The organism is Kosakonia sp. HypNH10 (assembly GCF_029850615.1).
Classification (GTDB): Bacteria; Pseudomonadota; Gammaproteobacteria; order Enterobacterales; family Enterobacteriaceae; genus Kosakonia; species Kosakonia cowanii.
In genome coordinates this window covers 965,777-990,835 of record NZ_JAOTIU010000001.1, presented here as the reverse complement: position 1 = coordinate 990,835, position 25,059 = coordinate 965,777, and the positions used below count along the sequence as shown (strand labels likewise).

23 protein-coding genes are annotated in these 25,059 nt (G+C 59.4%); 8 read left to right on the top strand and 15 right to left on the bottom strand.

The window, feature by feature from the left end:
- Positions 1-244: 244 nt before the first annotated feature.
- Entirely contained in the window at positions 245-1,897 is a 1,653-nt protein-coding gene (ushA, locus tag N7V53_RS04815; RefSeq protein WP_124969333.1) for a bifunctional UDP-sugar hydrolase/5'-nucleotidase UshA, read from the top strand.
- 4 nt (positions 1,898-1,901) lie between these two features.
- Here ushA and ybaK read toward each other — a convergent pair whose 3' ends face one another.
- The 4 genes from ybaK to N7V53_RS04795 all read right to left on the bottom strand — a co-directional run bounded on the left by ybaK (position 1,902) and on the right by N7V53_RS04795 (position 6,319).
- The gene (gene ybaK, locus N7V53_RS04810; RefSeq protein ID WP_023479038.1) at positions 1,902-2,381 is read right to left on the bottom strand and encodes a Cys-tRNA(Pro)/Cys-tRNA(Cys) deacylase YbaK; all 480 of its coding nucleotides are present in this window, start codon (positions 2,379-2,381) and stop codon (positions 1,902-1,904) included.
- A gap of 77 nt (positions 2,382-2,458) precedes the next feature.
- Positions 2,459-3,268, bottom strand: coding sequence for a TraB/GumN family protein (locus tag N7V53_RS04805; RefSeq protein WP_279792402.1), 810 nt, complete (start codon positions 3,266-3,268; stop codon positions 2,459-2,461).
- Positions 3,269-3,352: 84 nt separating this feature from the next.
- Positions 3,353-5,851: a copper-exporting P-type ATPase CopA gene (gene copA, locus N7V53_RS04800; RefSeq protein ID WP_279792399.1), complete on the bottom strand. Its 2,499-nt coding sequence runs from the start codon at positions 5,849-5,851 to the stop codon at positions 3,353-3,355.
- Between the two features lie 171 nt (positions 5,852-6,022).
- Positions 6,023-6,319: a TM2 domain-containing protein gene (locus N7V53_RS04795; RefSeq protein ID WP_023479055.1), complete on the bottom strand. Its 297-nt coding sequence runs from the start codon at positions 6,317-6,319 to the stop codon at positions 6,023-6,025.
- Positions 6,320-6,514: 195 nt separating this feature from the next.
- Here N7V53_RS04795 and cueR point away from each other — a divergent pair, with 195 nt between their 5' ends.
- The gene (gene cueR, locus N7V53_RS04790) at positions 6,515-6,925 is read left to right on the top strand and encodes a Cu(I)-responsive transcriptional regulator (RefSeq protein ID WP_023479078.1); all 411 of its coding nucleotides are present in this window, start codon (positions 6,515-6,517) and stop codon (positions 6,923-6,925) included.
- On the opposite strand, the gene N7V53_RS04785 is transcribed toward cueR, so the two are convergent.
- From N7V53_RS04785 to tesA, 7 genes are all read right to left on the bottom strand, one after another.
- Positions 6,879-7,616 (bottom strand): DUF3142 domain-containing protein, encoded by a 738-nt coding sequence (locus tag N7V53_RS04785; protein WP_023479070.1) that lies wholly within the window; start codon positions 7,614-7,616, stop codon positions 6,879-6,881. The two genes, cueR and N7V53_RS04785, sit on opposite strands and share 47 nt — an antisense overlap.
- Entirely contained in the window at positions 7,586-9,793 is a 2,208-nt protein-coding gene (locus N7V53_RS04780; protein ID WP_279792396.1) for a hypothetical protein, read from the bottom strand. Before N7V53_RS04780 ends, N7V53_RS04785 begins: the two co-directional genes overlap by 31 nt.
- A gap of 21 nt (positions 9,794-9,814) precedes the next feature.
- Positions 9,815-10,276 carry an NfeD family protein gene (locus tag N7V53_RS04775; protein WP_094192980.1) on the bottom strand — a complete coding sequence of 154 codons (462 nt, stop codon included), beginning with the start codon at positions 10,274-10,276 and terminating at the stop codon, positions 9,815-9,817.
- On the bottom strand, positions 10,273-11,187 hold the full coding sequence (locus N7V53_RS04770) for an SPFH domain-containing protein (protein WP_023479088.1): 915 nt from the start codon (positions 11,185-11,187) through the stop codon (positions 10,273-10,275). Before N7V53_RS04770 ends, N7V53_RS04775 begins: the two co-directional genes overlap by 4 nt.
- Before the next feature lie 85 nt (positions 11,188-11,272).
- The gene (locus tag N7V53_RS04765) at positions 11,273-12,127 is read right to left on the bottom strand and encodes a co-chaperone YbbN (protein ID WP_124969323.1); all 855 of its coding nucleotides are present in this window, start codon (positions 12,125-12,127) and stop codon (positions 11,273-11,275) included.
- A gap of 59 nt (positions 12,128-12,186) precedes the next feature.
- The gene (locus tag N7V53_RS04760; protein ID WP_023479062.1) at positions 12,187-12,957 is read right to left on the bottom strand and encodes an SDR family oxidoreductase; all 771 of its coding nucleotides are present in this window, start codon (positions 12,955-12,957) and stop codon (positions 12,187-12,189) included.
- A gap of 28 nt (positions 12,958-12,985) precedes the next feature.
- Positions 12,986-13,609, bottom strand: coding sequence for a multifunctional acyl-CoA thioesterase I/protease I/lysophospholipase L1 (gene tesA / locus N7V53_RS04755; RefSeq protein WP_034812447.1), 624 nt, complete (start codon positions 13,607-13,609; stop codon positions 12,986-12,988).
- Between tesA and ybbA the strand changes: the two genes are divergently transcribed.
- The 6 genes from ybbA (at position 13,580) to N7V53_RS04725 (ending at position 20,970) form a co-directional block, all read left to right on the top strand.
- A complete protein-coding gene (gene ybbA, locus N7V53_RS04750; protein ID WP_023479090.1) occupies positions 13,580-14,266 on the top strand; it encodes a putative ABC transporter ATP-binding protein YbbA in 687 nt (228 codons plus the stop codon). The genes tesA and ybbA overlap by 30 nt on opposite strands.
- Positions 14,263-16,677 carry a putative ABC transporter permease subunit YbbP gene (gene ybbP / locus N7V53_RS04745; protein WP_279792395.1) on the top strand — a complete coding sequence of 805 codons (2,415 nt, stop codon included), beginning with the start codon at positions 14,263-14,265 and terminating at the stop codon, positions 16,675-16,677. Before ybbA ends, ybbP begins: the two co-directional genes overlap by 4 nt.
- A 183-nt stretch (positions 16,678-16,860) precedes the next feature.
- A complete protein-coding gene (locus tag N7V53_RS04740; RefSeq protein WP_279792394.1) occupies positions 16,861-18,003 on the top strand; it encodes a porin in 1,143 nt (380 codons plus the stop codon).
- Positions 18,004-18,399: 396 nt separating this feature from the next.
- Entirely contained in the window at positions 18,400-19,236 is an 837-nt protein-coding gene (locus N7V53_RS04735; protein WP_279792393.1) for a MetQ/NlpA family ABC transporter substrate-binding protein, read from the top strand.
- 62 nt (positions 19,237-19,298) lie between these two features.
- A complete protein-coding gene (gene sfbB, locus N7V53_RS04730) occupies positions 19,299-20,318 on the top strand; it encodes a virulence-associated ABC transporter ATP-binding protein SfbB (RefSeq protein WP_279792392.1) in 1,020 nt (339 codons plus the stop codon).
- The gene (locus N7V53_RS04725; RefSeq protein WP_023479087.1) at positions 20,311-20,970 is read left to right on the top strand and encodes a methionine ABC transporter permease; all 660 of its coding nucleotides are present in this window, start codon (positions 20,311-20,313) and stop codon (positions 20,968-20,970) included. The genes sfbB and N7V53_RS04725 overlap by 8 nt, the downstream gene beginning before the upstream one ends.
- Before the next feature lie 213 nt (positions 20,971-21,183).
- Here the strand turns inward: N7V53_RS04725 and mnmH are convergent, their stop codons facing one another.
- The 4 genes from mnmH to lpxH form a co-directional block, all read right to left on the bottom strand.
- Positions 21,184-22,257, bottom strand: a complete 1,074-nt coding sequence (mnmH, locus tag N7V53_RS04720; RefSeq protein WP_279792390.1) for a tRNA 2-selenouridine(34) synthase MnmH — start codon at positions 22,255-22,257, stop codon at positions 21,184-21,186.
- 377 nt (positions 22,258-22,634) lie between these two features.
- Positions 22,635-23,699 carry a 5-(carboxyamino)imidazole ribonucleotide synthase gene (gene purK / locus N7V53_RS04715; RefSeq protein WP_279792389.1) on the bottom strand — a complete coding sequence of 355 codons (1,065 nt, stop codon included), beginning with the start codon at positions 23,697-23,699 and terminating at the stop codon, positions 22,635-22,637.
- Positions 23,696-24,205 carry a 5-(carboxyamino)imidazole ribonucleotide mutase gene (gene purE / locus N7V53_RS04710; RefSeq protein ID WP_279792387.1) on the bottom strand — a complete coding sequence of 170 codons (510 nt, stop codon included), beginning with the start codon at positions 24,203-24,205 and terminating at the stop codon, positions 23,696-23,698. Before purE ends, purK begins: the two co-directional genes overlap by 4 nt.
- Positions 24,206-24,333: 128 nt before the next feature.
- Complete coding sequence (gene lpxH, locus N7V53_RS04705) at positions 24,334-25,056, bottom strand: UDP-2,3-diacylglucosamine diphosphatase (RefSeq protein WP_023479058.1); 723 nt, start codon at positions 25,054-25,056, stop codon at positions 24,334-24,336.
- Positions 25,057-25,059 lie beyond the last annotated feature (3 nt).

Below are 25,059 nucleotides of genomic sequence, written 5' to 3'. Positions count from 1 at the left end.
GTGCAAACAGTGGAAGATGCGCTTTCTGCCTGGTCATGCAATGCAACCGCGCATCGCTACGCTTATTGCGCTCACGCGCCTGCAAGATTCGGGTTACGCCGTTTTTGCGAAGAGTGAAGAAGCTGGCGGGAAATAGAAAATAACGCGCAATAAAAGTTGCCCATCAAAGTCACCAGAACTTATTTGTCTATTATTGACGAGCGCTGTATTTTCTCCTTTCACCAATGGGGTCAGGAAGAGAAGCATGAGCGTGTTAAAAAAGAGCATTACGCTGAGCCTGCTGGCGGCGATGGGCGCATTAAGCCTGCCGGCGCAGGCTTACGAGCAGGATAAAACCTATAACATCACCATCCTGCACACGAACGACCATCACGGCCACTTCTGGCGCAGCGAGTATGGCGAATATGGCCTCTCGGCGCAGAAGACGCTGGTGGATGGCATTCGTAAAGAGGTGGCGGCGCAGGGCGGCAGCGTGCTGCTGCTGTCAGGTGGCGACATCAATACCGGCGTTCCGGAATCCGATTTGCAGGACGCCGAACCCGACTTTCGCGGTATGAACCTTATCGGTTATGACGCAATGGCGGTCGGCAACCATGAGTTCGACAACCCGATGAGCGTCCTGCGCCAGCAGGAGAAGTGGGCGAAGTTCCCCTTCCTCTCCGCCAATATCTATCAGAAGAGCACCAATCAGCGCCTCTTTAAGCCGTGGATGATCTTCAACCGTGAAGGGCTGAAAATTGCCGTCATCGGCCTGACCACCGACGACACGGCCAAAATCGGCAACCCGGAGTACTTCACCGATATCGAGTTCCGCAAACCGGCTGCCGAAGCGAAGCTGGTGATCGATGAACTGAATCAGAATGAAAAACCGGATGTGATTATCGCCACCACCCATATGGGGCACTACGACAACGGTGAGCATGGCTCCAACGCGCCGGGCGACGTCGAAATGGCGCGCAGCCTGCCGAAAGGGGCGCTGGCGCTGATTGTGGGTGGTCACTCACAGGATCCGGTCTGTATGGCCTCCGAGAATAAAAAACAGGTCGACTATGTGCCCGGCACGCCGTGCGCACCGGATCAGCAAAACGGTACCTGGATTGTGCAGGCCCATGAGTGGGGCAAATACGTCGGTCGTGCGGATTTCCAGTTCCGTAACGGCGAGATGAAACTGGTGCGCTACCAGCTCATTCCGGTCAACCTGAAGAAGAAAGTGACCTACGACAACGGCAAGAGCGAACGCGTGCTCTACACGCCGGAAATTGCCGAAAACGCGCAGATGCTCTCGCTGCTGACGCCGTTCCAGAACAAAGGCAAAGCGCAATTGGGCGTGAAGATCGGCAGTACCACCGGCCGTCTTGAGGGGGATCGCAGCAAAGTGCGCTTTGTGCAGACCAACCTGGCGCGGGTTCTTCTCGCCGCGCAGATGGCGCGCACCGGCGCGGATCTTGCAGTGATGAGCGGCGGTGGCGTTCGTGACAGCATCGAAGCGGGCGATATCACCTATAAAGATGTGCTGAAAGTGCAGCCGTTCGGCAACACCGTGGCCTACGTTAATCTCAGCGGTAAAGAGCTGCTTGATTACCTGACGGCGGTGGCGCAGATGAAGCCCGATTCCGGCGCCTACCCGCAGTTTGCCAACGTCAGTTTTGTGGCGAAAGGCGGCCAGCTGAGCGACGTGAAGATCAAAGGCGAACCGCTGGATGAGGCGAAAAGCTACCGTCTGGCAACGCTGAGCTTCAACGCCACCGGCGGCGATGGCTATCCGCGCCTGGATGATAAAGCCGGATATGTGAACACCGGCTTTATCGATGCTGAAGTGCTGAAAGAGTTCATCCAGAACAACTCACCGCTGGATGTGAATGCTTACGAACCGAAAGGCGAAGTGAGCTGGCAGTAACGCCTCACTCGCGGCGGGCGATATCGGCAAATTGCGCACCCAGCAGTTTCGCCAGATCGCTCGCCGCCAGTTCAATATCCAGCCCGCGCTTGCCGCCAGAGATATAGATGGTGTCGAAGGTTTGCGCGGGCGCATCGATCAGCGTCGGCAGGCGTTTTTTCTGCCCGAGCGGGCTGATGCCGCCCACCAGATAGCCGGTGGTACGCTGCGCCACCATCGGGTCCGCCATATCGACCTTTTTCGCACCCAGCGCTTTGGCGACCTTTTTCAAATCGAGCATCCCGGCCACCGGCGTCACCGCCACGGCCAGCTGCTTCATATCGCCATTGACCGCCACCAGCAACGTTTTATAAACCCTGTCGGCATCCAGCCCCAGCTTGCGCACCACTTCATCGCCGAAGTTGGTCTCGTTAGGGTCGTGATCGTAGCTGTGGAGTTGAAAAGCGATGCCATTTTTTTCCAGTAACTTTACGGCGGGCGTCATAATAATCCTTCTTATCAAGCGGTTTCACGCCGTAAGCATACGCCTGCACCCACCGGGGAAAATAGTAGCATCTTGCGCTAATGGGCCATTTTTTCCGTTAACAGTGCGGGAAGATTGCCGTCGCCATAGAGATGCAGTGCGCCCGCGGCCACCACATAGCGCCCCGGCGGCAGGCGGAACAGATAGTCACACCATGCGCGGTTACGCTGATGCATCAGCACATCGTGCAGCGGCTGGCTAAAGGTTGAGGGCAGACTCAGGTTCTCATCTCGCGGCGGGCTCTCCAGCCACCAGCTCATCATCACCTGTAACAGGCGCGCATTCTCATGCCAGTGGGTGAGGGTGTCCTGCAACAGTTCAGTACCGTCGTCCGGCAGCTGGCGCAAAATATCGAGCTGGCTGGTGGTGCCTTCCAGTTCCATGATCGCCACGTTAAAACGCTGCGCGGCCTGGAGTAACTGGTAGTCGATGCCGTAGTCGGATCGCAGCCCGAGCCGCTGCGCCTGCGTTGCCTGTAACACCAGCGCGATGTGCCAGGCCGGGCGCGTCTCAAACGCCGCACGGCTTAACGACAGGCTCGCCAGCGTGCGCTCTAACGCCTCAAGCAGAGCAGGGCTGAGGCGGGTGTCGAGCGGGTCGGCGTCAGGAAGGTTAGCAAACGGCGAGTCGGAACCGGCGATATCCGCCTCGACGATCAGCGCATCGGCCTCGCGCACCTTTTGCAGCAGCGCTGCTGGCAGCGGTGCCATGCCGTGCGTGCCCATATGAATGCTGCCGACCAGGTGAAGGTGCCGGTCGCCGGGCAACTCAACGTCTAATGCAGGCCAGGGGTAGCGGCGCTGACGAAGCGCGAAAAGAAAAGCTTTCAATCGTTGAAACAGGCTCATACGCGCTTCCTGAGAGTAAAAAGGCATGCTAACGCGCGAAGCGGGAGGGTGTAAACCCCGCCGCAGGTGGCGGCGGGGCGGGGCTTAGTCGCGCGGGGTAAAGCGCAGCAGCCGGTTGGCGTTACTCACTACGGTAATTGAGGAGAGCGCCATTGCCGCGCCGGCCACCACCGGGTTGAGCAGTGTGCCGGTCAGCGGCCAGAGAATCCCGGCGGCAATCGGGATGCCAAGCGAGTTATAGATAAACGCCCCGAGCAGGTTCTGCTTCATATTGCGCAGTGTGGCGTTGGCAATCGCCAGCGCATCGGCCACACCCATCAGGCTATGGCGCATCAGCGTGATCGCCGCTGTTTCTATCGCCACATCGCTGCCGCCGCCCATCGCAATACCGACATCGGCCTGCGCCAGCGCCGGAGCATCGTTGATGCCATCACCAATCATCGCCACCTGGCGACCCTGCTGCTGGAGCTGTTTAATCGCCTCGGCTTTGCCATCCGGCAATACACCGGCAATCACCTCATCAATGCCCGCCTCTTTGGCAATCGCATTTGCGGTGGTCGGGTTATCGCCGGTCAGCATTACCAGCCGGTAACCGGCGCGGTGCAGGCGTTGCAGTGCCTGCACGCTGTCGTCACGCAGCGGATCGCGAATGGCGAACAGCGCCCGCGCTTTGCCCTCTACTGCCAGCAGCACTGGCGTCGTGCCACGGCTGGCCTGGGCGGCAATCTCCTCATCCAGCGCGCGCGTATCAATCTGCTGTTCCGCCAGCAGCGCCTGGTTGCCGAGCAGCACGCGCTGCCCGTCAATCTCGCCGCTGACCCCCAGCCCGCGCAGAGTGCGGAACTGCTTCACTTCCGCCAGCGCCTCAGTTGCGGCTTTTTCCAGGATCGCGTGCGCCAGCGGGTGGCTGGAGCCCTGCTCAAGCGCTGCTGCCAGGCGCAGGGCGCTCGTTTCATCCCCCTCCAGCGCGGTTATACTCACCACTTCCGGTTTGCCGCGCGTCAGGGTGCCGGTTTTATCAAACACCAGCGTATCAAGGGTGCTGGCGCGTTGCAGCGCATCGGCATCGCGTACCAGCACGCCAAACTCAGCCGCACGCCCGACGCCGGAGATAATCGACATCGGCGTCGCCAGCCCGAGCGCGCAGGGGCAGGCGATAATCAGCACGGTTGTAGCGATCACCAGCGTATAGACAATCTGCGGTGCGGGGCCGAAGAGATACCAAATGACACCGCTCAGCAGAGCGATGGCGACGACCACCGGAACAAACACCGCTGAAATACGGTCAGCGAGCTGGCCAATCTCCGGTTTACTACTCTGTGCCTGGCGCACCATGCGGATAATGCGCGACAGCGTGGTGTGGCTGCCCACGGCGCTGGCGGTAAACAGGACGCTGCCGTCCTGCACCACGGTGCCGGCGTGGATCGTCTCGCCCGCGCCTTTTTGCTGCGGCACTGGCTCGCCGGTCAGCATCGCTTCATCAAACCACCCCTCGCCGTCGCGGATCTCACCATCCACCGGCACGCGATCGCCGGTGGTCAGGCGCAGCGTCATGCCCGGCTGCACTTCGGCCAGCGGAACGCTTTTTTCGCCCTCAGAGGTAACCACTCGCGCCGTTGGCGGGGTTAAATCGAGCAGGCGTTCCAGCGCTTTTGATGAACGCTGGCGGGCGCGCGCTTCCAGCATATGGCCGAGGTTAATCAGACCGATAATCATCGCGCTGGCTTCGTAATAGAGGTGGCGGGCTTCCATCGGAAACCACTGCGGCCAGATATTGACGCTCATCGAGTAGAGCCAGGCCGCGCCGGTGCCAAGGGCAACCAGCGTGTCCATCGTCGCGGTGCCGTTACGCAGGCTTTTCCACGCGCTGGTGTAGAAGTGTCCACCGGCAAACACCATCACTGCCAGAGTGAGCATGCCGATGCCGAGCCACAGCGAGCGGTTGGCCTCGGTGACCATCATATTGTCGCCGAGCATCCCCCAAAGCATGATCGGTACGCCGACCAGCAGGGCGACAATCGCCTGCCAGCGAAAGCGCTTCAGGGTGGCGAGCGCCGTCTCCTGCTGGCGCTCGCGCCGCTTGATATCATCTTCAATCGCTTCCGCGCCGTAGCCTGCCTGCTCAACGGCGCTGACTAATTCTGCGGCGGGCGCACTGCCCATCACCAGCGCAGTGCGCTCCGCCAGGTTTACCCGTGCCTGCGTGACGCCCGGAACCGCCTGTAAGGCTTTTTGTACCCGGGAGACACAGCTGGCGCAGCTCATGCCGTTGATCAACAGCTGCTGGCTGTCATCAAGCGGGTCTGCTGCCGGAAGCTCTGGAGTGGCCGCTGTCAGTGCTTCCGACGGGAGTGATGACTCTGCCAGCGGTTTAGCCTTTGGGTGGCTGACGCTCGCGCCGTACCCGGCCTCTTCAACAGTTGCGATAAGCGCTTCGGCGCTGGCGCTGCCCGTCACCTGGGCATGCTCGATGGTGACATCGGCCGCCTCGACGTCGGGGCGTTTTTCCAGGCTCTCTTTTACACGTTTAACGCAATGGCCGCAGGAGAGGCCATTCAGGTTTAGCTCTATGGTTTGAGACATACGCGTTCTCCTCAGGGATGAGACGTTTGATAACACGCAATAAGCTTAAACCTTCCCGCGAGGGGAAGGTCAAGTTCAGGGCGGCACAAAATAGCTCACGCGGCAAAAAACGTCGTCAGAAATAAAAAACCCCGCATTGAGCGGGGTCTGACATCATTTGGCGGTTAATACTCAGCCATATTTACGCGCGAATTCCTCGTCGGAATTACACAGGTAAATAATAAATTCGATAAAGGAGATGATTGCCGGAATACAGGTCCAGAAGAACAGCAGATAAAGAATGCCCTGGCCCGGTTTACCTAAATAGAATTTGTGCGCGCCGAAGCCGCCAAGGAAGAAGGCGAACAGCGCAGCGGAGATGCGGCTTTTCTTGCCAGCAGTGCTCTGCGGCGCGCCGCAGCTCGGACATGCAACCGCTTCTTTATGTATCTCCTTTCCGCAACCGCGGCAAAAAGCCATATCACTCATAAACAACTCCTGTGTGTCGAACTTTTATCATTATTTGAAAATCCCGCGCTATGGTATAGCGAAGCGGCGGATCGGCAAATAGAAATATTTACAACATGTATATATTTGTTTTGCGGTACCGCAAGGATTAATATCATTCTCCAGCCTCATAACAGGCGTCGCACTATTTGCCGTGTGTAAATAATGGGGAAGATGATGAATATCAGCGATGTGGCAAAAAAGACCGGTTTAACCAGTAAAGCGATCCGTTTTTATGAGCAGAAAGGGCTGGTGACGCCGCCGCTGCGCGGGGAAAACGGCTATCGCAGTTACAACCAGCAGCATCTCAATGAGCTGACGCTGCTGCGCCAGGCGCGCCAGGTGGGATTTAACCTTGAGGAGTGCGGCGAGCTGGTGAATCTGTTTAACGATCCCGCCCGCCACAGCGCGGATGTAAAAGCCCGCACGTTACAGAAAGTGGCCGAGATCGAGCGCCATATTAGCGAATTGCAGGCGATGCGCACCCAGTTGCTGACGCTGGCGGAAGCCTGCCCCGGCGACGAGGGGGCCGACTGCCCGATTATGGACAACCTTTCTGGCTGCTGTCATCACCGCGCGAAGGGTTAAGCAGAAAGGTCACCGTACCGCGATACCAGCGCGAGGCGGCAAGCTTCGCAATCTCTTGCTCATCGCAAATCCCGCCCGGTACGACGCCCAGTTTAAACGGAATGCGCAGGCCAGCCAGTGCTGGCAGATAATCGGTAAAATTCGCCACTGTACGGCGTCCCTGATAGCTCTGCACCACCAGTTCATCCACCGGCAAGGCATTCAGCGTGGCGACGCTGCCGGTTTTCGCCCAGTCCAGCAGCCCGGTTACCCCCAGCGCATAGTGCGCGGGCAGCGTGTGCCGCAGCCGTTGCAGAAAGCGGGCGTACTCATCCAGCCGCCAGGTAGCGGCATCGAAATCGATCTGCAAGCCAATAACCTCGTTTCCCGCCGCCTGCCAGCGCGCCAGCAGGCTGTTCAGGCGCAGCAGCAGCGTATCCGGCACATCGAGGGTGGCAAAGCGCACCGTCAACCAGATGCGCGGAAAGACCAGCCGGTTAACGGGCAGCCCTTTGCGCTCAAACACCGTTTTACCGCCGTGGATCACCACCTCGCCCTGATGGAGATAGACCACATCCGCCTGGCGCAGCGCGTCGCCGGGGCGCACGCCGGACCAGAGCCAGAACGCCTGCTCCTGCGCCTTCGCCGGGCTTAATGAAGCGAGCAGGGCAGCAAGCGCGATTACCAGTAGTAGCGGAGTTCGTTGGCCCATACGCTTCCGGGGTAACGGCTCTTCAGTTGCTGGAACCAGGCTTTGCGCACCGATTTATCTACGTCCTCGCCGCCGCAATCGTTATAGCCCGACGGGGCGTAACACATCACCGCGCGGTAGAGGGCGTAACTCTTATCTTCCGGCTCCGCTTTCGGGTCGTTAATTACCTGCTGATAGGCGGCCAGCCGCTGCGGCACGCCGGGCAGCGCTTTAGTGGTGGTGGCACCGTCGAGGGCATCATTGCCGCCGAGTTCGACGCCCAACGAGACTCTCGCCTGCGTAGTGCGGAAAAATTCGCCGAGACAGTTCAGCGCATGCCCGTCCGTTGGTGTTTTGCTCAGCGTAGTGACGGTCTTCTCCAGCGGAGCACAGGTGTAGCGGCTCGTCTCATCGCTGCCTTGCCAGTTAAAGACGTTCAGATCGACATCCGAGAAGGCCTCGTCTTTTACCGGCGGCGTAATGGCGGCGATCAGCTTTTTATCCTGTAACCAGTCGGCGTAGTTTCCGGCGGTCAAATCGCGCATCAGCAAGGTGTGCAGGGCGATTGTGCGCTCTTCGCTGTTCGGCCCGTGTTGTGCCTGCGCAAGCAGCAGCGGGCGCGAGGCTTTGGTTTTCAGCACCAGCGAGCGAAAGCGCAGGTTAGTGACCCGGCTCTTCGCTGCGAAGATCTCATCGACTTTTTCACTGGCCACCAGCGTGGCCGCCAGTTTGGCCTGCAACAACTGCTGCTGTTCGACGTCGCGGCTCAAATCGAGCAGGCGCAGCCAGTGGCTTTGCGCCTCCGGCCAGGTTTTTTGCGCCATCAGCGCATCGCCATACAGCACCTGTTCGCTGAAGGCGAGTACGTCATGCTCCGCCAGCGCTTTTGCCGGGGTGATACCGCTGACCACCGCAGCGTAATCCTGCGAGCTGTAAGCCAGTTGCAGACGAAGATAGTTCCATAACGCGCCGCGCTGGTTGTTGTCGAACTCCGCTTTATGGCTCTCAAGCCAGGCGTTATCGATACAGGGCATATTTTCCCGGCAGGGCGATTCGCGCATCCAGCGCAGGGCGGCAATAAAGGTCATCAGCGAGGCATTCGGCGCGCTGACAAACGCATCGCCTCCCCAGCTAACATCCTTACTCAGCAGCTTGTTGTCGCTCTCATTGATCAGCGTCACCAGCGCATCGCCGCTGGTGGCGGCTGAGAGCGCTTTTTCATAGCGCACCGCGAGGCTGTCCCACTGCTGAAGATACCAGTCAATACGGCGCAGCATCCCCTGGGTCGAGGCGGCATAGCGCCCCTGCGGCCACTGCTTCAGGTAACTTTCCGCCGCGCTTCGCGCCTGCTCAGCGTGGGGCTTATCAATTTTCGCAACGTCAAAATCGCCATATTCGCCGTTGGCGTTTTCGCTGCTGGCGTTGAGCGCATTACGCATCAGCATGTAACTCGCCGTCTCGGCAAGCCACGGCTGCGTGCTCTTTGTCAGCGAAGTGAAAAGCGGCTCGGCGGCGGCATAATCACCGGCATAAAAGCTATTGGCGGCCTGAAGATAGGTGCGAAAACCCGCCGCGGCTGAATTCTCCGGGAAGGAGAGGGCGCTGATCGCCTCTATACTCTGCGAAGATTCATTAGCCGCGATACGTGCGGTCGCCAGCGCCTGGCGCTGCGGCGCGGTCAGGGATTTATCCTCAAGCAGGGCGGCGAAGAAGGCTGAAAGCGTCTCGTTATTTTGTGAAACAAAACGGGTTTCACCGTCGTTGCCCGCGTCATCAACCGCTGTTGCGGTTTGCGCGTCATTGCCGTCGGCAATCAGGCGCAGCAGGGCAGGCGGCAGCGTGTTGTCGCTCGCGATGCCCAGCGCATTCATCTGCTGGCTCAGCGTGGCGGCCAGCGGGGAAGCCTCTGTCGCGGCGGCAGGCGGCGCGTCATCGTGATGCACGCCGAAGTAAACATTGCGGCTGCGGGTAACATCTGCCGGCATCGGCTGGCGCAGCGGATAGAGGCCTTTGCTGTCGCCCAGCAGGCGCAGCAGGTTATCGCGGGTATCGGTGTGGACAGCGATAACCGGCGGCGTGGAGAGGTAGCAGCCGGGGCTGCCCCATGTGCAATCATCAATATCGGAAGAGGCCAGCGCGGATGCGCTGGCGCCAAGCGCGAGCAGGATGCCCAGCGCGAGCTGTTTTTGCGGGCCCATAGCCGGGATCCTTGGGTTAAGTTAGTCGCTTACGGGTGTGATACGCAGCGTAATACCTTCAATGGCGATGACCTCGACGCGCGTACCGGCGGCGAGATCGGTATCGGCGCAGACCGGCCATGAGCTGTCGCCCACGCGCATATGTCCGCGACTGTTGACCAGCGCATTATCCAGCGTGAAACGGCGACCGAGCAGCTGTTGCCCGCGCAGGTTAAGCGAGGCGTCGGCGGGGTTTTGCTGTTTTACGCGTTTTGACAACCACAGCCACCAGAGCCAGGCGGCCAGCAGCGTCAGCAGGGCGAAGAGCACCCCTTGCCACTCCCAGCTAAACGGGATGACCCACGCCAGCAAACCGGTGGCAACCGCCGCGATGCCGCTCCATAACAGATAGCCGTTACCGCCGAGCATTTCGGCGGCGAGCAGCAGCCCACCCAGCGTCAGCCAGGCGAGGTAGGTATGTTCAAGCAGCAGTTCGGCGATCATTTTTTACGCTCGTTGGCGCTATCTTTCACCAGCTCAGCAATACCGCCAATGGCACCCAGCAGGCTGCTGGCGTCCAGCGGCATCATCACCACTTTGCTGTTGTTGGCGGAACCAATTTGTTGCAGCGCTTCGGTATATTTCTGTGCCACAAAGTAGTTCACCGCCTGGATATCACCGGAGGCGATCGCTTCTGAAACCATCTGCGTGGCGCGGGCTTCCGCTTCCGCCGAACGCTCACGCGCTTCCGCCTGCAGGAAGGCAGACTGACGCTCACCTTCAGCTTTGAGGATCTGCGACTGTTTATCCCCTTCGGCTTTCAGGATCTCCGCCTGGCGGATCCCTTCGGCTTCAAGGATATAGGCGCGTTTGGTACGTTCCGCCTTCATCTGCGCGTTCATCGAGGAGACCAGCTCCGCTGGCGGGCGCACATCGCGGATCTCAATACGCGTTACCTTGATGCCCCACGGGTTGGTGGCTTCATCGACAATGTGCAGCAGGCGGGTGTTGATGCTGTCGCGCTGCGAGAGCATCTCATCCAGCTCCATCGAGCCGAGCACGGTACGGATGTTGGTCATGGTCAGGTTGACGATCGCCAGCTCCAGATTGCTCACCTCATAGGCGGCGCGCGGCGCGTCAATAACCTGAATAAAGCAGACGGCGTCAATGGTGACGTTGGCGTTATCTTTGGAGATGATCTCCTGGGAAGGGATGTCGAGCACCTGCTCCATCATATTGATCTTGCGACCAATGCGATCCATAAACGGCACGACAAGGCTAAGACCCGGTTGCAGTGTGCGGGTAAAGCGGCCAAAGCGTTCCACGGTCCACTGGAAGCCCTGGGGGACAATTTTTACACCGGAAAAGACAATAACCAGCGCGACGACGATGAGAACGATAATGACGATTGGCATCAAAAAAAACCTCCTGTTTAATTTGATGCCATCTTAGCCCGAATTGGCGACGAAAGCAGCCCGATCGCCAAATTTAGCAGGGTGATCAGTAAAGCAGCGAGTAGAGCTGACGACGATATTTCGACGCCAGCGCATCGCCGGTACCGAGCGCGGCGAGGATCTCTTGCAGCGTTTTACGCGCGTCGCCGTTAGCCGCACCGAGATCTTTACGCAGGTGGTTAAACAGCAGCTCCAGCGCCTCTTCGTTACGCCCTACCTGATGCAGTTGCAAAGCCAGCTGGGTTGCCAGCGCCGCATCCTCCGGGTTGTCAGCAACCTGCTGTTGCAGCTGCTGGATCTCCGGCGTGTCGGCCGCTTTGCGCAGCAGATCGATCTGCGCGATCAGCCCCTGATAGCGGGTGTCCTGATCCTGCAACGGGACGGCTTTCAGCACCGTTTCCGCTTCGTCGGCGCGGTTTAACACAATCAGCGTTTCCGCCAGCAGGAAGCCGATTTCGCTCTGCTGGTTAGAGAGCTGCCACGCCTCTTTCAGCAGCGGCAGCGCTTCTGTGTGGTTGCCTGCCTGCATCAGTTCCATCGCCTGCTGCGCTTTCAGCTCCTCTTCACGCGGCAGCACTTTGTCGAGCAGGGCGCGGATCGCCTCTTCCGGCTGCGGGCCCTGGAAACCATCGACCGGCTGGCCGTTCTGGAAGAGATAGACCGTTGGAATGGCGCGCAGGCCAAACTGCGAAGCGACCATCTGCTCGGCATCGCAATCCACTTTCGCCAGAATAAACTGCCCGTTGTACTGCGCGGCCAGCGTTTCCAGGACCGGCGTCAATTGCAGACAGTGTTGGCTGCGCTCGGACCAGAAATAGAACAGCACCGGGGTCGCAACGGACTGTTCCAGCACCTGTTGCAGGTTCGCTTCGGTAATATTGACGATATTCTGTACGGACATGGCAATTTCTCTGTTTAAACAAGTAAGAATGAGATGGGGACGCGACACGCGCCTTCAACTCATCCGTGCAAAATTTTATCCATCATGCGCGCCGGCAGCAGCCGTTTCAGCAGGCTGACCGCCCAGGTTACCAGCGTGACGGGGTAGCGTAATTTCGGCCGTTTACTCTCAAAAGCATGGCGCACTTTGGCGACCACCGCCTCCGGGCCGAGGGTAAAGCGCGCGGCGATGCCGGGATTTTCTACCGGTTTATCGCGCTGCGTCTGGTTGACGTTATCGGTAAAACGGGTGCGGATGGGGCCAGGCTCAATCAGGCTCACTTTAATGCCGGTGTGGCGCAGCTCCATGCGCAGCGCATCGGACCAGGCTTCCAGCGCATATTTACTCGCGGCATAGGCACCGCGACCGGGCGTGGAGATCAGGCCCATCACCGATGAAGTCATCACAATGCGCCCTTCGCCGTGCGGCAACATGGCCGGGAGCAGGCGCAGCGTGAGCTGGTGAGTGCCGAAAAAGTTGCTGGAAAACTGCTGCTCCAGCTGTTCACGGCTGATGGCGTCAAGGGATCCGTAGACGCCGTAACCGGCGTTATTGAAGAGGCCATAGAGGCGATTGCCGGTCAGGGCGATCACCTCATCCGCGGCGCGATCCACGCTCGCTGCGTCATCAAGATCGAGCAAAACGCCGGTGAATCCCTCCTGATCCATCCGCGCCACATCGTCGGCTTTGCGGCAGGCCGCTAGCACGCGAAACCCCTGACGCTTTAGCTCGCGCGCGCTCTCCAGACCAATACCGCTGGAACATCCTGTTATTAAGACCGTTTTTTGCATAACTTTACCTGGGGACGCGCCTGAATATTCAGGAGGCGTGATTAACTAAAGGAGCCAGTCGCGTGGCCATCCAGTCGGCAATAAACGGCTGGGCATCGCGATTGGGGTGAATACCATCATCCTGCATCCACTGCGGTTTCAGATAGACTTCTTCCATAAAAAAGGGCAGCAGAGGAACATCCAGCTCGCTGGCGAGCTTCGGGTAAATGGCACCAAAGGCCTCAGTATAACGACGACCGTAGTTGGCGGGCAGCCGTATTTGCATCAGCAGCGGCTTCGCATCGGCGCTCTTTACCGTCTGGATAATCTGGCGCAGCGTCTGTTCCGTTTGCTGCGGCGGAAAACCGCGCAGGCCGTCATTGCCGCCGAGTTCGACCAGCACCCAGCGCGGTTTATGCTCTTTTAACAGCGCGGGCAGGCGCGCCAGGCCCTGCTGCGAGGTGTCGCCACTGATACTGGCGTTCACCACCACAGGCTGCTGCTGCCACTTGTTATTGAGCAGCGCAGGCCAGGCCGCTGTTGCCGCCATCCGATAGCCCGCACTCAGGCTGTCGCCAAGAATCAGTAGCGTGTCCGCCGCCGCGGCGCGAAAGGTTAACAAAAGCAAAAACAGGAAGGGCAAATGCCAGCGGAAAACATTGTTGAAGTTCATCATCTTAAGAAGTCCGTCGGTCAGGGGGAGCAGGAGCTTTCAATCCTTACCGGAGTTGAGCTGGTTGTCAAACCAGCTGAAACCATTGCGCTGATTGGCGAGTCCGGTTCCGGGAAGTCGACGCTGCTCGCCATTCTCGCCGGGCTCGATGATGGCAGCAGCGGCGAAGTGCATCTGCTCGGCAAACCGTTACACAAAATGGACGAAGAGGCGCGCGCGCAGTTACGCGCACAAAATGTCGGGTTTGTTTTTCAATCCTTCATGCTGATCCCGACCCTTAACGCGCTGGAAAACGTGGAACTGCCCGCGCTGTTGCGCGGTGAAAAGAGCAGCGAAAGCCGCAGCAGTGCCAAAGCTTTACTCGAGGAGTTGGGGCTGGGCAAACGCCTCGATCATCTCCCGGCACAGCTCTCCGGCGGCGAGCAGCAGCGCGTGGCGCTGGCCCGCGCCTTTAACGGTCGCCCGGCAGTGCTCTTCGCCGATGAGCCGACCGGCAATCTCGATCGACAGACGGGCGACAAAATCGCCGATCTGCTCTTCTCAATGAATCAACACTACGGCACTACGCTACTGCTGGTGACCCATGACGCGCAGCTGGCGGCGCGCTGTGACAGACGCCTGCGGCTGGTCAACGGCGAACTGCGGGAGGAAGCATGATTGCCCGCTGGTTCTGGCGCGAATGGCGCTCGCCGTCGCTGCTGATTGTCTGGATGGCGCTGAGCCTCGCGGTCGCTTGTGTACTGGCGCTCGGTACCATCGGCGATCGCATGGAGAAGGGGTTAAGCCAGCAGAGCCGCGATTTTATGGCGGGCGACCGCGCCCTGCGCAGCTCGCGTGAAATTCCGCCTGGCTGGCTGGAGGAGGCGCGTAAAAGCGGCCTGCAAGTGAGTGAGCAGGTCAGCTTCAGCACCATGACTTTTGCCGGCGATACGCCGCAGCTGGCGAGTGTGAAAGCGGTGGATAATCGCTACCCACTCTACGGCGAGCTGGAGACGCAGCCCGCCGGGCTGAAGCCGCAGCCGGGCACGGCGCTGCTCGCTCCGCGCCTGATGGCTTTACTGAGTGTTAAACCGGGCGACACGATTGAGGTGGGCGACGCCACGCTGCGCATTGCAGGCGAAGTGACGCAGGAGCCCGATTCCGGCTTTAACCCCTTCCAGATGGCGCCGCGCCTGCTGATGAACAGCGCCGATGTGGCAAAAACCGGTGCCGTCTTACCGGGCAGCCGCGTCAGCTGGCGGGTGAAGTTTGCCGGCACACCCGCGCAGTTAGAGAAGTATGAAACGTGGCTGCTGCCGCAGCTTGGCGCGGATCAGCGCTGGTACGGGCTGGAGCAGGATGACGGCGCGCTGGGCAAATCCTTACAGCGTTCGCAGCAGTTCTTGCTGCTATCGGCACTGCTGACGCTGCTGCTGGCGGTCGCCGCCGTCGCGGTAGCGATGAGCCACTACTGCCGCAGCCGCTACGATCTGGTGGCGATTCTGAAAACCCTCGGCGCCGGTCGCGCGCAGTTGCAAAAGCTGATTGTCGGCCAGTGGGCGCTGCTGCTTGGGCTGGCGGTGATCACCGGCGGCGCGCTGGGGCTGCTGTTTGAAAAGGTGTTAATGCTCCTTCTCAAGCCGGTGTTGCCCGCCGTGCTACCGCCTGCAAGCTACTGGCCGTGGCTGTGGGCCATCGGCGCAATCGTGGTGATCTCGCTGCTGGTGGGGCTGCGTCCCTATCGTCTGCTGCTGGCGACGCAGCCGCTGCGGGTGCTGCGCCGCGATGCGGTGGCGAATGTCTGGCCGCTTAAGATCTATCTTCCGGCGGTAGCGATTATCACCGTGCTGCTGCTCGCCTGGCTGATGGGTGGCAGCATGTTGCTGTGGGCGGTGCTGGCGGGGGCGGTGGTGCTGGCAATGCTCTGCGGCGCGGTCGGCTGGCTGCTGCTTAATGTGCTGAAGCGCCTGGCTCTGAAAGCGCTGCCGCTGCGCCTGGCGGTGAATCGCCTGCTGCGCCAGCCGTGGTCGACGCTGAGTCAGCTGTCAGCCTTCTCCCTCTCGTTTATGCTACTGGCGATGCTGCTGGTGCTGCGCGGCGATCTGCTTGACCGCTGGCAGCAGCAGTTACCGGCCGAAAGCCCGAACTACTTTCTGATTAACATCGCCCCGGAGCAGATTGCGCCGCTGAAAACCTTCCTTGCTGAGCATCAGGTGATCCCGGCGGCGTTCTACCCGATTGTGCGGGCGAGGATGACGCAGATTAACGGCCAGTCGACGGAGGGCAACGCCGACGAGGCGCTGAACCGCGAACTTAACCTCACCTGGCAGCAGCAGCGGCCGGATCACAACCCGCTGACCGCAGGCAGCTGGCCGCCAAAAGCGGGCGAGGTTTCGGTGGAGGAGGGGCTGGCTGAGCGGCTTGGTCTGAAGCTGGGCGACACGGTGACTTTTACCGGCGATACCCAGGCGTTCAGCGCAAAAATCTCCAGTCTGCGTAAGGTGGATTGGGAGAGCCTGCGGCCCAACTTCTTCTTTATCTTCCCGCCGGGCGCGCTCGACGGGCAGCCGCAAAGCTGGCTGACCAGCTTCCGGCTGGAGGGGAACAACGGCATGTTAACGCAGCTTAACCGCGCCTTTCCGACCATCAGCCTGCTTGATATTGGCGCGATTTTAAAACAGGTCGGCCAGGTGCTGGAGCAGGTGAGCCGGGCGCTGGAGGTGATGGTGGTGCTGGTTACCGCCTGCGGCGTGTTACTGCTGCTGGCGCAGGTGCAGGTCGGTATGCGTCAGCGTCACCAGGAGCTGGTGGTCTACCGCACGCTGGGGGCGGGCAAACGGCTGCTGCGCACCACCTTGTGGTGTGAGTTTGCGCTGCTGGGGCTGGTCTCCGGGCTGGTTGCCGCTATCGGCGCGGAAACGGCGCTGGCGCTGCTGCAAACCCGTGTGTTTGACTTCCCGTGGCAGCCCGACTGGCGGCTGTGGATCACGCTGCCGCTCTGCGGCGCACTGCTGCTCTCCCTGTGCGGCGGGTGGTTAGGTAGCCGATTATTAAAAGGCAAAGCGCTGTTTCGTCAATTTAGTGGTTAATCCTGCCTGAAAAAGCGGCACCGATAATTCAATCGGTGTCGCGCTGTTTCAACGTGTAAACAAGTAATCGATAGTTGTTTAGTAGCACAAAACATTAAAAAAACTTCGCCCACCAGAATCTTATAAAAGCTATGATGCCCGCGCTAATTAACAGTTAGTTGTATCTATTCCCAAGGAAAAACAATGAAAATAAAAACAAGCGCCCTGGCGACAGCCATTGGCGCAGCAGTGGCGTTGGCGTCTTTCACAGCACAAGCAGAAATTACTGTTCTGAAACAAAACCCGCAGGCGGGCGATCCCCTTAGCCGCCTGAACTTCACTGTCGGCGGCTCGATTCGCCCGCAGTTCCAGAATATGACCGGTAACGATGGCAAAAACGCCTTTAAACGTAACGGTTTTGACGGCGGCTCCCGCTTCCGTTTCGCAGCGGATTACTACCTGTTCGATGACATCAGCTGGGTCAGCTACTACGAGCTGGGCGTTGATATCCCGAAACTGCTCGACTGGGATAACCACTACGCGGAAACCGCGCACAACACCACGCGCCGTATGCTCTACACCGGCCTGAAAAGCCAGACTTGGGGCACGCTGACATTCGGTCAGCAGAACAGCGTTTATTACGATGTGGTCGGCGCGAAAACCGATATCTGGGACTACGACATGCTGGCGCAGGCACCGGGTAACGGCATCAAAGGCGATTACGACGGCTCTTATCGTTCACGCAAAATGCTGAAATATAAGAAAACCGAGGGTGACGCGGATATCTATGCTTCTTACCTCTTCAGCGATGATTACCTGGCGACCGACGGCAACCGTTACAAACGTAAGAGCGGCGGTTCACTGGGTCTCGATTATCACCTGACCGACGATCTGACCTGGGGCGCGGCGTGGAACTACACTCGTGCGGATATGCGTCAGCCTTCTACCGGCGACAGCAAAACCTACGATCAGAACATCCTTGGTACCGCGTTGAGCTGGACCCCGGATAACTGGACCTTCTCCCTGGGCGGCGGCTGGTATCAAAACTTCATGCTGACCAAGAAGAAGGATGTGCATAACTACTTCGCGGGCGATGCGTGGGGCGTTGAGTATTTTGCCGGGTATAAATTCCCGATCGCACAGTACGCGGTGAAATACATTCAGCCGTACGTGATGGGTGACCGTCTGGAGTTCACCAGCGGCCGTAATTATCAGCGTATCGATAATGGCGTGGGTGTAACCGTGCAGCTGGATTATGGTTTCCGTGTCGATTACGAACACGTCTTCACCTCCAGCACCGACAACCTGGGCGATATGAACCTGGTTCGTCTGCGTTACGATTTCTAATCGACACCTTTGCGGCCTGCCTCTGATGCGCAGGCCGCACAGCACGCTGCAAATGCCTGATGGCGCTTCGCTTATCAGGCCTACGAAATGTACCCACGTAGGCCGGATAAGGCATCGCCGCCATCCGGCGATCGGTCTGGCATTGTGCACGGTTGCCGCAACTGCCTGATGGCGCTTCGCTTATCAGGCCTACGAAATGTACCCGCGTAGGCCGGATAAGGCATCGCCGCCATCCGGCGTTTCTCCTCTCTCTCCCTGACAAGTTGAATTTTTTTCAATTACCGCTGCGCTGGCTTTGTGCCATCTTATTCCCCGGCCTTATCGACAAGGCATACACCGAACGCGACGCACTGCACGCCGCGTCACACAGCACATCATTACCATCAGGGAGAATATATGGGACCTCGTCTCGGTTTACGCGCGCTTTTTGGCGCACTACTTCTGGTTTGCGGTCTGCCTTTCGCGCAGGCCAACAGCGATCCACACACCATCGTTTTCGGCGTCGCGCCGGGTCCGTATGGCGATATGGTGAAACAGGCGATTGCCCCTTCGCTGAAAGAGAAGGGCTATAAAGTTGTGGTACGCGAATTCAGCGATTACGTGCAGCCAAACATGGCGCTGGCTAACGGCAGCATCGACGCCAATCTCTTCCAGCACAGCCTCTATTTCGACAAATTCACCGCCGATAAAGGCCTCAAGCTCAGCAAGCTGATCGCCGTGCCGACCGCCGGGATGGGTTTTTACTCTCACAAAATCAAAAGCCTCGATGAGCTGAAGAAGGGCGATATCATCACCCTCTCAAACGACCCTACCAACCTGGCGCGCGGGCTGCGCTTCCTGCAATCGCTGGGGCTGATTACTATCAAAGAGTCTATCGATCCGACCAAAGCCTCCGAGCGCGATATCGCCAGCAACCCGAAAGGGCTGGTGTTTAAGCCGCTGGAAGCGGCTCAGCTGCCGCGCACGCTCGATGGCGTCACCGCCTCGCTGGTAAACGGCAACTTTGCGGTTGCTGCCGGGATGGATCTCGCTTCGGCGATCAAGCAGGAGAAGCTCGACGAGAACCTGAAAAACATCATTGCCGTGCGCAGTGAAGATGCCGACAAGCCCTTCGCGAAAGATATCGTGACGGCGGTGAAATCACCGGCTTACCGCGCGGTGATCGACGATCCGAAAAATATCTTTGCCGCTTTCCAGAAACCCGACTGGATGCAGAGCGCGGATAAACAATAACAGCGGATTGATGATCAGGCAGGCTGCGGCCTGCCTTTTGTTTTTTGCCGTTTGAGGTTGGCATGATTGAACTAGATAACGTTTGCGTCGATTTTCCGGCCGGGCGCGGTGGCAGCGGCGCGACGCGCGCCGTCGAGGCGGTCTCGCTGCGCATTGCTGCCGGAGAGATTTTCGGCATTGTTGGTACCAGCGGTGCGGGCAAAAGTACCCTGCTGCGCACGCTTAATGCTCTGCAACGCCCAAGTGAAGGGCGGGTCAATATTAACGGCGTCACCATTTCTGATTTAGAGGGCGTGACGCTGCGCCAGGCGCGCCAGCGCATTGGCATGATTTTCCAGCACTTCAACCTGATGCACACCCGCACGGTGGCGCAGAACGTCGCCTTCAGCCTGAAGGCTGCGGGGTGGGAGCGGAGTAAAATTGCGCCACGCGTGGCGGAGATCCTTGCGCTGGTGGGCTTAAGCGATAAAGCGAACCGCTACCCGGTGCAGCTTAGCGGCGGGCAGAAGCAGCGCGTTGGCATTGCACGTGCCATCGCCAACCACCCGGATGTGCTGCTCTGCGATGAGCCAACTTCCGCGCTGGATTTGGAAACCTCTGCCACCATTCTGGCGCTGCTTAAAGAGATTAACGCGCAGATGGGGATCACCATTGTGCTGATCACCCATGAGATGGACGTCATCAAAACCATCTGCGATCGCGTTGCGGTGATGTCGGCGGGCAAAGTGGTGGAAGAGGGTGAGGTGTTCGATATTTTTGCCCATCCGCAGCACCCGTTTACGCAGCAACTGGTGTCGCACACCCTGAACCTGACGCTGCCTGCGCGGCTGCATGAACATCTTCCCGGCCAGCTGCTGAAGGTGCTGTTTATTGGCGACTCCGCCGAGCAGCCGGTACTTTCGGACGCGGCGGTGAAATTCGGCGTGGCGGTCAATATTCTGCACGGCAAAATCGAGTATATCGGCGAGCGCGCGCTGGGCATTTTAGTGGTGCAGCTGACGGCGGAGAACCCGCAGGCAGTCAGCGATGCCGTGGCGTACATTCACAGCCGGACGGCGCAGGTGGAGGTGATCCGTGGATGATTTACTGGCTGATTTGAGCCTCGCGTTTGGCGAAACGTTCCAGATGCTCAGCATCTCAACGGTGCTGGCGATTGTCGGCGGCCTGCCGCTCGGCTTTCTGATTTTCGTCACCGACAGGCATCTGTTCTGGCAAAACCGCGCGGTCTACCTGTTGAGCTCAATTCTGGTGAACATTATCCGCTCGGTGCCGTTTGTCATTCTGCTGGTGCTGCTTTTGCCGCTGACGCAGTGGCTGCTCGGAAACACGATTGGGCCTATCGCGGCGTCGGTGCCATTATCGGTGGCAGCCATCGCCTTCTATGCACGGCTGGTGGACAGCGCGCTGCGCGAAGTGGATAAGGGGATTATTGAGGCGGCGGAGGCTTTTGGTGCCAGCCCGCTGCGCATTATCTGCACCGTGCTGCTGCCGGAAGCGAGCGCCGGTCTTCTGCGCGGCTTAACCATTACGCTGGTTAGCCTGATTGGTTATTCGGCGATGGCGGGGATTGTTGGCGGCGGCGGGGTCGGCGATCTTGCGATCCGCTTCGGCTATTATCGGTATGAGACCCAGGTGATGATCGTCACCGTCGTGGCGCTGATTATTCTGGTGCAGATTGTGCAGGTCGTCGGCGACTGGCTGGCAAAACGGGCCGATAAACGCGACCGGCATTAAGATCCGAAGAAAGAGTGCCTGATGGCGCTTCGCTTATCAGGCCTACAAACCCATCGGTATCTCGATATGTAGGCCGGATAAGGCAACGCCGCCATCCGGCAATTGAGTGCGGTTGCGGCAAACGCCTGATGGCGCTTCGCTTATCAGGCCTACAAAACCCATCGGCATCACGGTACTTAGGCCGGATAAGGCAACGCCGCCATCCGGCGCTTTTCACTGCGCTGTCAGCCAGGCTGAAACCTCTTCAAACGTGCCGCGAAAACGGACGATCGGGGCGCGTTTCTCCAGCTGATAGCGATACATCGGATCGTAATAAACCTCCAGGAGCGGAGCGAGCCAGACGAAATGCGCCTCTGTGGTGCCGCGGCTTCGCTGCTCAATCAGCGCCGCTTCCAGATGCAGAGTCAATTGTTCATAACGCTGTAAACCGAGCCGGCGGCGAATGGCAAACAGCCCGTGGCGCAGATACTCCGCATAAGTCTCCCATCCTGCCTCTTCACCGTCACGGTCAATAAAAGCCTGTAGGGTCTGGACAAAATACTCCTCGCGCAGCCGCTCAAGGCGCAGCTCAAAAGGATCGTCGACAATCACCAGCGGCGATTGCGCCATACGCTCTCGCAGAGCTTCGGGCAGATGGTTCGCGCCAATCGCCCGGCCTTCATCTTCCAGCAGCCAGAACGGCGGCGACACTTTTAGCAGCGCTGCCGCCAGGTGGTTTTCAAACGTCGCCTGCGCGTGCTGCGCGTGGGCTGTGCGGCCAAACGACGAACCGCGGTGGTGGGCAAGCCCCTCCAGATCGATTCCGTTGCGGTGCTCGCGCACCAGCAGGGTTTTGCCGCTGCCGGTACAGCCGCCGACCAGCAGTAGCGGGCGCTGAATGCGCGCCTGCGTCGCTTCCATCGCCGCCTGGCGCAGCGCTTTATAGCCGCCTGCGACCAGCGGCAGGTTAATCTGCCGTTCGCGCAGCCACTGCTGCACGATGTGCGAGCGCTGGCCACCGCGCGCGCAGCAGAGTAGGGCTTGTGGCGCGGCTTTATGGGCTGCGATCCACGCCGCAATTCGCTGCTCGCGGGTGTCGCAGTTAACCAGTTTGTGGCCGAGCTTCAGCGCGGCATCTGCACCGTCGCGTTTATAGCAGGTGCCGACGGCAGCGCGTTCACTGTCGTTCATCAGCGGCAGGTTGATGGCGGCGGGCATCGCGCCTTTGGCAAATTCAACCGGCGCGCGGAGATCAATAAGGGGCGTGTTATCCCGCAGGATGGAGAGATAATCGGTGGCGTCGTTCATCGGGCGTCCTTCTGCAAAAACTGGGGCCGATTTTACGCCGGAATGTAGCGAGCGTGGGAGAATTTTGCCGGATGGCGCTAACGCTTATCCGGCCTACAAAATCATCGGCATCACGGAATGTAGGCCGGATAAGGCGCGAGCCGCCATCCGGCAATCGAGAGCGATGCGGCAAACGCCTGATGGCGCTTCGCTTATCAGGCCTACAAAACCATCGGCATCACGGAATGTAGGCCGGATAAGGCGTGAGCCGCCATCCGGCAATCGAGTGCGGTGCGGCAAACGCCTGATGGCGCTTCGCTTATCAGGCCTACAAAATCATCGGCATCACGGAATGTAGGCCGGATAAGGCGCAAGCCGCCATCCGGCACTTGTTACCCTTACAGCTTCGACTGCGCCCACGCAATGCCGCTGGCGTACTCGGGAGAGAGTAACGGCACCAGCGCTTCCAGCGTCGCGCTGAGGCGGCCGGTGTCGCTGTCGTTCAGGTTGAGATGGCCCACTTTACGCCCGGCGCGCACCTCTTTGTCATACCAGTGCAGGTGCACCAGCGGCAGCTTCAGCCAGTCGTAGTTAAGATCGCTGCCGATCAGGTTGATCATCACCGACGGGCTGTTGACCACCGGCGGCGGCAGGGGCAAATCGACTATTGCGCGCAGATGCAGCTCAAACTGGCTGATCGAAGCACCATTTTGCGTCCAGTGACCGCTGTTGTGCACGCGCGGTGCCAGCTCATTAATCAGCAGCCCGCCAGGGGTAACGAAACACTCCATTGCCATCACGCCGACATAGTTCAGCTCATGCATAATCGCCGACAGCATCGCTTCCGCCTGCTGCTGCTGTTTGGCATTTGGCTGCGGGAAGACCACGCTGGTGCGCAGGATCCCGTCCTGATGCAGGTTGTGGGTCAGCGGATAAAAAACGGTGCTGCCATCGTGGGCGCGGGCACCGACCAGCGACACTTCACCGGAGAAGTTGATCCCCTGCTCAACGATGCACTCGCCGTAGCACTCATCCGGCAACTGATCGGTATCGGCTGCGCGTAAACGCCACTGGCCGCGACCGTCGTAACCGCCAACGCGGCGCTTCACGATGGCGAGTTCGCCCAGGCGCTCGAACACGCCTGGCCACTCGCTTTTATCGGCCAGCAGCTGCCACGGCGCGGTAGCGAGGTTAAGTTTGTCGAACAGCTGCTTTTGCGTGAAGCGATCGGCTATTACCGGGAACACGTCGCGGTTCACAAACGCCGGGTGGCGCGCCAGCTCGCGGGTTAATGCGGTTTCCGGCCAGCGCTCAATCTCGGCGGTAATCACGCTCTGCTGAAACGGCACCGCTTCCGGCGCGTCGTCCAGACCGACCGGCCAGACGGCAATGCTCAACGGCTCGCCCGCCTGGCGCAGCATGCGCCCAAGCTGACCGTTGCCTAATATACAGACCTGTTTCATGCCGCACCCCGTGGATCCGGGTTATCCAGCACTTCGTCCGTTTGCCCCTGGCGCCATGCTGCCAGGCGTTGATGCAGCTCTGCATCATGCTGGGCGAGGATCTGCGCGGCCAGCAGCGCCGCGTTTGACGCGCCCGCTTTACCAATCGCCAGCGTACCAACGGGAATACCGCGCGGCATCTGCACGATGGAGTAGAGGCTGTCGACGCCGCTTAATGCTGCGGTCTGTACCGGCACACCCAGCACCGGCACCAGCGTTTTGGCAGCAATCATGCCCGGCAGATGCGCCGCGCCGCCGGCACCGGCGATAATCACCTGAAAGCCGTTTTGCTCAGCCTGTTCGGCAAAGCTGAAAAGCTTATCGGGCGTACGGTGGGCAGAGACGATTTCAACGTGGTGCGGGACATTCAGGGTATCGAGGATTTCTGCGGCGAATTGCATGGTGGCCCAATCGCTTTTAGAACCCATAACAATGGCGATGCGCGCCGGTTGGTTGCTTAAAGACATGCGTCTCAAAACTCCTGTGGGTGTGCTTCAGACTACTTCAGAGGGCAGAGAGAATAGCATGGAAAAAAGGCAAGGAAAACGGTTGCGCAATGAAGTTTGCCTGATTTATCGGTAAGCCAATTCGTATGTCAGAAGGGGAATTGCACGAGTTCTACGTCGCTTTCGCTGACGCGAATCATTGAGCCTTCGCTGTGCCAGGCACCCAGTACAGCGCGCCAGGCGGGCGCATCATTTGCGGTCAGTTGATGAACGGCCGGGCGGTGGGTGTGGCCGTGGATCAGCCACTGGACGCGATGTTTTTCCATCGCCTCGATAACGGCCTGCTGGTTGACGTCCATGATCGCCAGCGATTTGCTGCTGTTGGCTGCACGGCTGCCAGCGCGCATTTTTGCCGCCACGCGGTGGCGAATAAACAGCGGCAGGGCGAGAAACAGGGTTTGTAGCCACGGCTGATGCACTTTGGCGCGGAAAGCCTGGTAGCCAGCATCGTCGGTGCAGAGCGTGTCGCCGTGCATAATCAGCACGTTACGCCCATAGAGGTTGAGCACTTTTTCCTGCGGAAGAAGCTGCATACCGCTTTCGCGGGCGAAGCGCTTGCCGAGCAGGAAATCGCGGTTGCCGTGGATGAAATAGCAGGGGACGCCGCTGTCGACAAGGGCGCGGATGGCACCTGCGACACGCTGGTGTAGCGGGTTGGGATCGTCGTCGCCAATCCAGGCTTCGAACAGATCGCCCAGAATGTAGAGCGCATCGGCCTCACGGGCAACGCCGTCTAAAAAATGGAGAAAACCGGCGGTGATCGCCGGTTCTTCAGTATGCAGATGCAGATCTGCGATAAAGAGTGTTGCCACGAA